Source organism: Streptomyces sp., assembly GCF_050698815.1.
GTDB lineage: Bacteria > Actinomycetota > Actinomycetes > Streptomycetales > Streptomycetaceae > Streptomyces.
Genome location: NZ_JBOHCV010000018.1, coordinates 1 through 3,951 on the forward strand (window position 1 = coordinate 1; position 3,951 = coordinate 3,951).

Below are 3,951 nucleotides of genomic sequence, written 5' to 3' on the forward strand. Positions count from 1 at the left end.
GACCACGCACTCATCGCGGTCTCCCTCGCCGCCGGCCTGGACCTCGGCCGCGTCGAACGCTTCATCGCCCTGGCCTGGACGAGCGGCGCACAGCCGCTGGTCGTCCTCACCAAGGCCGACCTCGTCGACGACCCGGACACCCTGGGCCAGCTCGCCGCCGACGTCGAGGAGTCCGCCCCCGGTGTCCAGGTGCTGACCGTCAGCGCGGAGGCCGGAGACGGAATCGACGTGCTGGCCGCCGTCATCGCAGGCGGCACCACCGTGCTGCTCGGCCAGTCCGGTGCGGGCAAGTCCACACTGGCCAACGCGCTGCTGGGCGAGTCGGTGCAGGACGTACGGACGATCCGGGACAGCGACGGCAAGGGGCGGCACACCACCACCACCCGCGACCTGCTGCCACTGCCCGCCGCCCGGGGCGGCGGGGTGATCATCGACACCCCCGGCCTGCGCGGCGTCGGCCTCTGGGACGCGCACGACGGCGTCGGACAGACCTTCGCCGAGATCGAGGCGCTGGCGGGGGAGTGCCGCTTCCACGACTGCGGGCACGAGGCGGAACCGGACTGCGCGGTGCTCGCCGCCGTTGACGACGGAACGCTGCCGCACCGCCAGCTGGCCAGCTACCGCAAGCTGCTGCGTGAGAACGCCCGCCTCGCCGCCCGTACGGACGCGAGGCTGCGGGCCGAGCAGAAGCACAAGTCCAAGCAGCAGCAGGCGCTCGGCCGCCACATGATGGAGCGCAAGCGCGGACCGCGCCGGACGCCGTGACGACCCTGTGACGTGAGCGGGAAGGACGTGGCGGGGACGGGGAGTACCGTCTCCGCCATGCTTCTGTGGATCAACGGCCCCTTCGGCGGTGGCAAGACGCACACCACCTTCGAGCTGCACCGACGGCTGCCGGGCAGCGTCGTCTCCGACCCGGAGCACCTGGGAAGCGGGCTGCACCGGATGCTGCCGCGGGAGGCGCGGCCCGACTACCAGGACTACCGGGCCTGGCGGCGAGGCGTCTTCGAGGTGCTGGACGACCTGCTCCGGCGGCACAGCAGCGGTCCGGTCATCGTGCCGATGACTCTCGTCGAGCCGAGGTACTTCGAGGAGATCGTCGGCAGGCTGCGGGACGAGGGCCACGACGTGCGTCATTCCGCGCTGCTCGCCTCGCGGGAGACGGTCATGCGGCGGCTGCACCGGCGGGGACTGCGCGGGGTGCGCCGGGAGACGTGGGCGATCGGGCAGGTGGACCGCTGCCTGGACGGGTTGCGGCGACCGGAGTTCGCCACGCATCTGCACACCGACGAGCTGAGTGTGCCGCAGGTCGCCGAGTCCGTGGCCCGGTCGGCGGGGCTGGAGCTGACTGCGGACACCTACGGCCCGCTGCGGCGGCGGCTGCGCCGCGCCCGCGTCACCCTCCAGCACGTCCGCCGCGACTGAGGGGCGCGTGGTGCCGGTGACCCCGTCGCGGCCGTTCGGCCCCCGCGAGTTCCAGCTCGTCCTGCTGCGCAGAATGGCCGACTTCCAGCCGGACCTGGTGGCGGAGGCGCTGCGCGAACTGGATGCCGGGCGCCCGGAGATGCGGGAGGCCAACCGGCGCTGGCAGGCCATGGTGCGCTCACCCCGTGCCCGTAGTGCGGTCGGCCGCTACCGGTCGGTGCTCGGCCCGCCGGAGCAGACCGAGCGCCGCGGGATCGGCGACCTCGACTGCCAGGCCCTGACCTGGCCGGTGCCACTCTGGCCCGGCCTGCGCTTCGAGGTGCTGACGGTTCCGGGCGGCGGTGTCGTGACCGAGTGGCTGGTACGCGCCCCGGGCGCGGCCGGACCCGAGCTGCGTACGGTGCGGGACCTGGTCCCGTGGTCGTGCACCGTCGACGAGGCCGCCCGCGCCTTCGCCCCCGCCCGGCCGATGGAGGGCTCGGCGCCCGGCCGCTGGCGGCTGGCCTGCACCGCCCCGGACGAGGCGGGGGTGCCGCACCGGGTGATCGCGGAGTTCACCTGGGGACTGCTCCAGCGGCTGCCGGAGTCGTCGCCCGTACTCCCGTAGCCGCCCGTTCTCCCGTACGCTGGCGGCATGGTCCAGCGACATTGAGTTTCCACGAGAACTCCCACGGACGCACCTTCGAGAGCGGTGGCGCGGCTCACCCGCAGGCTCTACGCGTACGCCTTCCTCGAAGACCTGATCCTGCTCTACCCCGTCTACGCGCTGCTGTTCGCCCGGACGGGGCTGTCCGCTGCCGAGATCTCCTCGCTCTTCATCATCTGGTCGTGCGTCACCTTCGCCCTGGAAGTCCCGTCCGGGATGTGGGCCGACCTCTTCTCGCGCCGCCGGCTGCTGGTGCTGGCGCCCCTGCTGAGCGGTGCCGGTTTCGCACTGTGGACCTGGCTGCCCTCCTATGCCGCGTTCGCGGCCGGTTTCGTGCTGTGGGGCGCGGGCAGTTCGCTGCGTTCGGGAACCCTGCAGGCCCTGCTCTACGAGGAGTTGGCACGGGCGGACGCGGCAGGCTCCTACGCCCGCCTCTACGGCCGCTCACAGGCGCTGGGCACCACGGCGATGATGGCCGCGACCGCGCTCGCCGGTCCCGTGCTGGGCGCGGGCGGCTATCCGGCGGTGGGCTTCGCCAGCGTCGCGGTCTGCCTGCTCGGCGCGCTGGTCGGCCGGTCCTTCCCCGAGTCGCGGAGCGGTGCGCTCAGCAGCCCTGACGGTCACGGTGACGGTGACCGCGACGCGGACGTGGCCGCGGACCCTGGCTTCCGCGCCGTGCTCCGTGCCGGACTCGCCGAACTGCGCGCCTCACGGGCCGCCCTCCGTGCTGTGCTGCTGGTTTCGGCCGTGACAGGCGCGCTGATGATCGACGAGTACGTTCCGCTGCTGGTGCAGTCCATGGACGTCAGCGACGCGGCGGTGCCGCCGCTGATCCTCATCGTCACAGCGGGAGTGGCGGTGGGTGGCTGGTGCGCCGGCCGGGGCACGCACCGGCTGCTCGCGCCCGCGCTGGCCGTGGCGGCCCTCGCGCTGGCCGCGGGAGCGGTCGGCGGCCCGGCGGCCACACCGCTGCTCGCGCTGGCCTTCGGCATCTTCCAGTGGGCGATGGTCACGTGCGACGCGCTCCTCCAGGACCGTGTCACCGACCGCGCCCGTGCCACCGTCAGCTCCCTGGCGGGCTTCGGCGCGGAGGTGTTCTCGGTCCTGCTGGTCGCGGCCTACGGCCTGGGCTCCGCCTGGTGGGATCACAGCACGCTCTTCGTCCTCGCGGCCCTCCCCTACCTGCTGATCGCGCTCGTCCTGCTGCGGTACGGGCGGCGGAAGCGGGCCGCACGGGCGGCTGACGGCCGTGTCCGATTTCCGCGAGTGTGAGCCCTGCGGGCGGGCGCACACTGGGAGCGTGATGACAGACGACAGCAGGTACGAGGCGGTACGCAGCCGGGACGCGCGCTTCGACGGGGTCTTCTTCCTCGGCGTACGCACCACCGGCATCTACTGCCGTCCGAGCTGCCCCGCGGTCACTCCGAAACGGGAGAACGTGCGCTACTACCCCTCCGCGGCGGCCGCGCAGCGCGCGGGGTTCCGCGCGTGCCGCCGGTGCCGCCCGGACGCGGTGCCCGGTTCGGCGGAGTGGAACGTACGGGCGGACATGGTCGGCCGCGCGATGCGCATGATCGGGGACGGTGTCGTGGACCGTGAAGGCGTCGCGGGGCTCGCCGTCCGGCTCGGCTACAGCAGCCGGCAGGTACAGCGCCAGCTCACCGCCGAGCTGGGCGCCGGCCCGGTCGCCCTCGCCCGCGCGCAGCGCGCGCACACGGCACGTGTGCTGCTCCAGACCACTCCGCTGCCGGTCACCGAGATCGCCTTCGCGGCGGGCTTCGCGAGCGTCCGGCAGTTCAACGACACGATGCGGGAGATCTACGCGCGCACCCCGAGCGCGCTGCGCGCCGCCGCCGCGCGCGGCGGGCACGGCACCCGGC

At 73.6% G+C, this 3,951-nt stretch carries 5 protein-coding genes; all 5 read left to right on the top strand.

Annotated features, from left to right (window positions below):
* On the top strand, positions 1 to 765 hold a 765-nt coding region (gene rsgA / locus ACRDP3_RS00605), incomplete at its 5' end, for a ribosome small subunit-dependent GTPase A (protein ID WP_431514791.1).
* 57 nt (positions 766 to 822) lie between these two features.
* On the top strand, positions 823 to 1,425 hold the full coding sequence (locus ACRDP3_RS00610; protein ID WP_431514792.1) for an AAA family ATPase: 603 nt from the start codon (positions 823 to 825) through the stop codon (positions 1,423 to 1,425).
* Between the two features lie 73 nt (positions 1,426 to 1,498).
* Positions 1,499 to 2,032 carry a hypothetical protein gene (locus ACRDP3_RS00615; protein WP_431514795.1) on the top strand — a complete coding sequence of 178 codons (534 nt, stop codon included), beginning with the start codon at positions 1,499 to 1,501 and terminating at the stop codon, positions 2,030 to 2,032.
* An 84-nt stretch (positions 2,033 to 2,116) separates the two neighbouring features.
* Positions 2,117 to 3,343 carry an MFS transporter gene (locus tag ACRDP3_RS00620; RefSeq protein ID WP_431514793.1) on the top strand — a complete coding sequence of 409 codons (1,227 nt, stop codon included), beginning with the start codon at positions 2,117 to 2,119 and terminating at the stop codon, positions 3,341 to 3,343.
* Positions 3,344 to 3,374: 31 nt separating this feature from the next.
* Positions 3,375 to 3,951: bifunctional transcriptional activator/DNA repair enzyme AdaA (locus ACRDP3_RS00625; RefSeq protein ID WP_431514794.1), on the top strand; the 577-nt coding region annotated here is incomplete at its 3' end.

What these genes read in the sequence shown, in the direction of transcription:
- ACRDP3_RS00615 (WP_431514795.1), top strand. Translation starts at nt 1,499, where the DNA reads ATGGCCGACTTCCAGCCGGACCTGGTGGCGGAGGCGCTGCGCGAACTG.
- ACRDP3_RS00610 (WP_431514792.1), top strand. Translation starts at nt 823, where the DNA reads ATGCTTCTGTGGATCAACGGCCCCTTCGGCGGTGGCAAGACGCACACC.